Source organism: Marinomonas algarum (assembly GCF_020532605.1).
GTDB lineage: Bacteria > Pseudomonadota > Gammaproteobacteria > Pseudomonadales > Marinomonadaceae > Marinomonas > Marinomonas algarum.
In genome coordinates, this window is record NZ_JAJATW010000001.1 from 373,629 (window position 1) to 379,893 (window position 6,265).

Here is a 6,265-nt window from a genome sequence, read left to right on the forward strand (position 1 = left end):
GAGGGTCAAACTCACTTACAGTGACGCATCTTGTCACAATATAGTAATTTGTAGTTTTTATGGTATGAAAAATGCTTTATTGTTAGCGATACACAGCGACTTTAAAGCATTTTGAAGGTGTTCAATCTTGGACCGATTGCTGTTGTTTATCATTGCGCTTCCACAAGAAGTAAATGTAGGCCACTGTCATTAACCAAAAGTTAATGCCGCAGGATTACTGATTAGTGGTACAGCCGGTATAGGGATGATCTTACTCAGATTAACCGACCTTTCTTTTGGTCAGCTTTTCTTTCTGATTAACCTGCCATTTTATATTTTAGCTTGGTACGCATTAGGGCGAGACTTCACAATACGAACCTTCGTCAGCGTCAGCTTCCTTTCTATTCTCTCTGAATTGATGAAGCATTATGTCATTTTGTCTATCCCCCCTCTGCTTGCGTCCACTTTAGGCGGGTTATTAGTTGGCTTTGGCTTAATCATTCTCTTTCGCCATAATACTTCTTTAGGTGGTATTAACATCTTAGCGGTATATTTAGAAAGAAAGGCAGGCATTCACGCGGGAAAAACCACGTTATTTATCGATATGCTCGTCTTAATTGCAGCCATGACAGTTATCGACATAACATATCTCGTCTATTCATTGCTGGCTTTTGCGGCACTCAGTTCGGTGATTGGTCGCTATCACAGACCACCGATTTGGGCCCAAACCACACAAGTAGAAACATCGGGCAAGATCAATACCGCGATAGAAAACAGTACTGCGGGAATATCGTCTCATTAGAAAGTAAATCTCGATACTTCTTTATCTTTATTAAGCATCTTCGTGTTGAGTGTCACCCCAGCACGAAGATGTCTATTGCATAGCAATATTGTTCATCAGGGGTACAAACGCACAATACCACTTTTCCCTTCCATATCGCCTAAAATCCATACCTTTTCAAATGGGTTAGGTTCAGGCACACAGATACAATGTTCCAGCGCTTTAATATCTTGCTGCTGCCATGCTGGATGCGTATTTCGAATAACCAACCAAACACGCTGACTGTCATAGTGTTTACGTGATTTACTTTGTAATATTCGATTAAGCGACTGTAATAGGCGCTCACTGGCGGGTTCGTTTTTTAATACCTGCAGAGCCTGTTGGGTTATTTTACTGAGAGATCGACCTAATATCTCCATCGCCTCTTCTTCTGAGCCATAAAGGTGTGCAATCTCTAAGTCTAGACGTTCTCCCTCCAGCATACAGCTCACGTCAGGTCGTATCGGATCATTATGCCAAATATGTCGAATTGGCTTCCCTGTGTTTTTCTCATAACACCGCATAAATAGCTTAGCGGCTTGATGCTCAAGCGCTATTTTTTCTTTTTGGCTGTTATGCATCTCTCCCTCTCTATAACTCAAAACCGCTATAAAAAAGTTTTCAAAAACTTTTTAAATGTTCAGCTAACTCTGCTTCTTTCATTTTTGGCAAGTTCATTAACGCCGGCGTTAATAATGCTTCTCTACTCACGGCCTTTAAAGTAAAAAAGTTTACTTCTAATATTGGAAATACACTAATCCAATCCATTAATATATTTTCTAAAACTAATTCGAATTTCGCAAATAAGGCAAAGGTGGATGGCTGCATTTTGTGCTGTTCACCAAGCATTATCCGATATACAGCAAGGTGCTCTACCTTGTTGACCCAAGTCTCCCAAAGGATAATCCAACCCTCGGTAAAATGACTTTTACTATGACTTCGTAGTTGTGTAAGACAGGACTGCATTTCAACAAAGGATTCATTTGTGAGCGCAATTAATACCTCTTCCCACAAAACCAGCTTGGTTGGGAAGTTACTGTATACCGTGGGTTTAGATACGGCAGCGGCTTGTACTACTTGGTCAATACTGGTGCTTTGGTAGCCTTGTTGAGTAAACAACTTTCCAGCAGCAGACACTATGTGTGCCTTTTTACTCGGTCTTCCTCGTGCCATAACGTCTTCACTTTGATAAATTATCGTTCATTTTAACCGATTCATTGAATAATTGTCGGAGGTAAAAGGCACAAAGCCCTAACTTAGCTTATCTTTTACTATAACACTCCAGAACAGTTCTCATGTTCAATTTTTTGGAGGCATAAGTGTACGATGAGTCACCACCTCATTGCTCTCAAGGCGCTCGGTGTGTACCTGACGCCTTACCGGTTAGAACCTTGCTGTCGGAGGGTCAACCTAGTTCCTCTCCTTCTTCCCTAAGGGAGAGCTCGTCCCTAAAAGCCATCGAACACCACTCATTTGAACTCGGGGATTTTCTCGATCGCCTGGGCTTTATTAGAATGATTATTAAATGAAAATTAAGATTGAGTCGTGTTATTTATATTCAATGTTAAACTCTCTACTACTACTTTATATTATTATAGAATGTATTATATTTTTAAATATTAGAAAGAGACTTGTTCTTATTTGATAAATATTTCACAAATTATAAGAATCATTCTTATTTTCACTTCTCAATGCTTATTCTCAAGATATTTCTTTTCTTTTTCATATATAAATAAATAATCTTTTTATTTTCTAATTCTCACTGTTAAAACCAGACCCTAACCTGTAAAATCCGCACATTGTTAAATAATTCAGCGAATAAGGGAGGCAGCTAAATGAAAGGCAGTCCACAAGTAATAAGCATTCTCAATAAAGTGTTAACCAATGAGTTAACGTCGATTAATCAGTTTTTTTTACATGCCAGAATCTTTAAAAACTGGGGACTAGAAGCACTGAATGCAAAGTCTTATAAAAAATCCATTAAAGACATGAAACAGGCAGATGAACTTATAAATCGCATCTTATTTTTAGAGGGTCTGCCAAATCTTCAGCAGTTAGGAAAATTGCAAATTGGTGAAGATACTCAAGAAATTTTGCAGTGTGACTTTAATGTTGTTTCTGAACAAGTCGCCGAATTAAGAGATGCAATTAGTTTATGTGAATCTGAAGATGACTATGTCAGCAGAGAGCTACTAAAAGACATCTTAGAATATGAAGAAAACTATATCGATTGGATAGAAACACAATTGCTATTGGTTGAAACTTTAGGTATTGAAAATTATCAACAAAAAATGATGGAGTGCTAAGATGAAAGGAAATACAAAGATCATTGACTTATTAAACAGACAGCTAAAATTAGAACTGACTTCAATGGATCAGTACCTTGCTCATGCGAAACTGTATGAAGATTGGGGCATCAACAAGTTGCATACGCAGCTCGAACATGAATATGAAGAAGAGCTTGGTCATGCCCAACGTCTTATCGAGCGCATCATTTTCTTAGATGGCAAGGCAGACACAGCATCAAGAGATCCTTTGTTCATTGGTGATAACGTTGAGCAAATTCTAAAAAATGATTTAAAAGCGGAATACATTGTAGCTAACAGCTTGCGTGAAATTATTGCGGTCTGTGAAGAGGAGCATGACTATGTGACACGTCGCCTTCTACAGGATCTTTTAATTGATACTGAGACAGATCATATCTACTGGTTAGAGCAACATCTAGGTTTGATTGAAAAACTCGGTCTATCAAACTACATTCAGACACAAATGTAAGAACGGTATAGGCACTTTTTTCGATAACTTCATTGGCTGCAATGGCTAAGAAGGCTCAATTTCAGTGTCGCACCTTACAACGGTTACCATTAGTAGCAGTAAAAAGAGCTGTAAACAGCTCACTAATGGTAACCTCGACCTTCCTATGAACCTGCTAATAAAAACCATTCTAATTTGCTGACCATTCTGTCTCAAAAATGAGGATTTCTCTTCTGTAACGATCAGCGTATCTTAATTTTATTGTCAATAATGATTATCAATAACATAAGAGGCGTTATGAACAACAAACTGTTTTTTAATTTGTGTCTAGCATTGCCCATCTCAACAGGCGCATTCGCGATTGAAACGAGCAATGGTGCTAACGGAGACACCCCACTCACGCTGGATAAAATCAGTGTATTGGGAGAAAAAATCGGTAACCAATCTGTGACATCAATTTCCCAAGAGAAAATACAAAATGAACAAATAGAGAGCCTGAGTGACCTATATCGCAATGAAACCTCGGTGTCGGTTGGCGGTGGATCCACTTCAGCTCAACGTGTCTATGTTCGTGGAGTAGAGTCTAGTAACTTAAATGTCACTGTTGATGGTGCTTCACAAGGCCGCAATTTATTTCAACATAGAGGGAACTCTATTGGTATTGACCCGAGCTTATTAAAAGCTGTTGACGTTTCAACTCACCCTTCTTCTGACCAAGGCGTTGGAGCATTAGGCGGCAGTATCACTTACACAACAGTCGATGCACAAGACCTCCTAGAAGAAGATCAAACAATCGGTGGTAGCATTAAAACCGGTTACGAAAGTGCGAGTGATGCACAAGTTATTTCTGTTAACGCATTTGGGGTTGCAGGCCGACACCTTGGCATCTTGGCTCATGTTAAAGAATATGACTCAGAAAACTATAATTCTGGTGATGGTACAGAGGTGAAAGGCACCGCTGAAGATAACTCAAGCTATTTCTTTAAATTGAACAGTGTTGACTTGGAAGATCATCAGCTGTCAATCTCATTTGAGCGCAATACAAACAGTGGTGATTACAGGTATAGAGCGGGCGATACTGCTTACAACCCAAATGCATCTCTGGATTATCAAGAGTATCAGCGAGAAACATTAGCAATTAATCATGGCTATAACCCCGCTTCCAACAGTTTAGTAAACATAAAAAGTAACGTATTTAATAATAAAATCTATCTAGAAAATTTCACCTCATCAAGTTACACCGAAAGTTCTTCCGTTGGAGGTGGTGTTAAGAACACGTCCTTGTTTTCTCTTGGCTCAACAGAAAATGAGCTCAGTTATGGGATAGATTATATTGAAGAGACTGGGGAAAACACTGGTTTTGGAGTAAAAAAAGGGGATGACATTCGATCGACAAATCTAGGTCTGTTTATCCAAGAAGAATTGTTTATTGGTAATGCTCAAATATCACTGGGTGCTCGCTATGATAGCTTTGATTCCAAATATGGAAATACATCATTAAAAGGTGATGAAATATCTCCAAGCATAAATATTGACTATGAGGTTGTCCCTAACTTGAATGTTTTTGCTGGGTATGGTCAAGCGGTAAGAAGCACTGGTGTTGTACCTATTCAATGGCTGTCAAGTACAACAGATACACTGGCATTTAATCAAAACGCTAAAAAAGATAGCTATAATACGCCATTAGAACCAGAAACATCCACCAGAAGAGAAATCGGTGCGAGTTACAAAACGACAGTTGACTACGCTACTTTTCAATCCGCTAACTTTAAAGTTACTGCATTCAGTACTGAAATTGAAGACTTTATCCAACAGGTGGGTGGTGAAAAAATGAAGCCAGTAAGTGGCTTTTATAACGACGATCCTATTACAAGTGAAGGGTATGAAGCGACTGCACAACTGAGTGGTAAATACCTCTCAACCTCTTTATCATACACAAAAGTAGACACAACATATAAGAATGGAGATGATATCGGTATTATCCGTAGAGTTGGGGCCTCTACCGGTGATCGATATTCATGGACAACTAAATGGCATAATGATGATAATAGAATTAGCCTTGGCTATAACATTCAATACACAGATAGTATCGAAACAAACACTTTCAGTAGAAATAGTTATATTACACATGGCATAAATTCTTCATGGAAACCTAAGAAATTAAAGGACTTAACACTTTCTCTTGCTGTAGCAAATTTGTTTGATAAGAATTACGTGGATCAGACCACCATTGGAGACGATGATACGGGTACTCCAGAACCTGGCCGTAACGTTAAGCTGTCCGCTAAATATATCTTTTAATAGACAATAATAAGGCCTCAATAGAAAACTGAGGCCTTATATTTATCTTTAACTATTATTTTTCAAGATCATTTAAATTATAAAGACACTAACCTGATTCCGTGACTTAAAACCCCTCTCACACCCCTGCAGAGCTGTAATCATACGGCCTGAAGCAGTAAAATGACCACTGCTTTTCGTTCACCCAGACAGTGACTTTTTTCCATGCGCACCTTCAAACTCGAACAGTCTAAAACCGAGACTATCACACCCCATGGCGGCCTGGCGTTGGTCGGACATTGCCTCAACAAACAGACCTCGCTGGCCAAAACCTCACGCTCAGTCGTCAAGCGTCATGGCATTGCAAACATCGATCTCATTCGCACCTATCTGGGGCTGATTTGCCTCGGCAAAAGCGACTTCGAAGCCGTT

General features: G+C 39.1%; 6 protein-coding genes and 1 pseudogene. 5 read left to right on the forward strand and 2 right to left on the reverse strand.

What is annotated here, in order from left to right:
* The first annotated feature begins 220 nt into the window (after nt 1-220).
* Entirely contained in the window at nt 221-781 is a 561-nt protein-coding gene (locus LG368_RS01810) for a DUF6198 family protein (RefSeq protein ID WP_226753022.1), read from the forward strand.
* Nucleotides 782-876: 95 nt separating this feature from the next.
* On the opposite strand, the gene LG368_RS01815 is transcribed toward LG368_RS01810, so the two are convergent.
* Both LG368_RS01815 and LG368_RS01820 read right to left on the reverse strand, forming a co-directional pair.
* Nucleotides 877-1,380 (reverse strand): hypothetical protein, encoded by a 504-nt coding sequence (locus LG368_RS01815; RefSeq protein WP_226753009.1) that lies wholly within the window; start codon nt 1,378-1,380, stop codon nt 877-879.
* 40 nt (nt 1,381-1,420) lie between these two features.
* Nucleotides 1,421-1,936: a TetR/AcrR family transcriptional regulator gene (locus tag LG368_RS01820; protein WP_338086290.1), complete on the reverse strand. Its 516-nt coding sequence runs from the start codon at nt 1,934-1,936 to the stop codon at nt 1,421-1,423.
* A 698-nt stretch (nt 1,937-2,634) separates the two neighbouring features.
* Between LG368_RS01820 and bfr (LG368_RS01825) the strand changes: the two genes are divergently transcribed.
* The 4 genes and pseudogenes from bfr (LG368_RS01825) to LG368_RS01840 form a co-directional block, all read left to right on the forward strand.
* Nucleotides 2,635-3,105 carry a bacterioferritin gene (gene bfr, locus LG368_RS01825; RefSeq protein ID WP_226753011.1) on the forward strand — a complete coding sequence of 157 codons (471 nt, stop codon included), beginning with the start codon at nt 2,635-2,637 and terminating at the stop codon, nt 3,103-3,105.
* Between the two features lies 1 nt (nt 3,106).
* On the forward strand, nt 3,107-3,574 hold the full coding sequence (bfr, locus tag LG368_RS01830) for a bacterioferritin (RefSeq protein ID WP_226753012.1): 468 nt from the start codon (nt 3,107-3,109) through the stop codon (nt 3,572-3,574).
* Between the two features lie 276 nt (nt 3,575-3,850).
* Complete coding sequence (locus LG368_RS01835) at nt 3,851-5,854, forward strand: TonB-dependent receptor domain-containing protein (protein ID WP_226753013.1); 2,004 nt, start codon at nt 3,851-3,853, stop codon at nt 5,852-5,854.
* A gap of 204 nt (nt 5,855-6,058) precedes the next feature.
* A pseudogene (locus tag LG368_RS01840) lies at nt 6,059-6,265 on the forward strand (IS1380 family transposase); the annotation flags it as partial.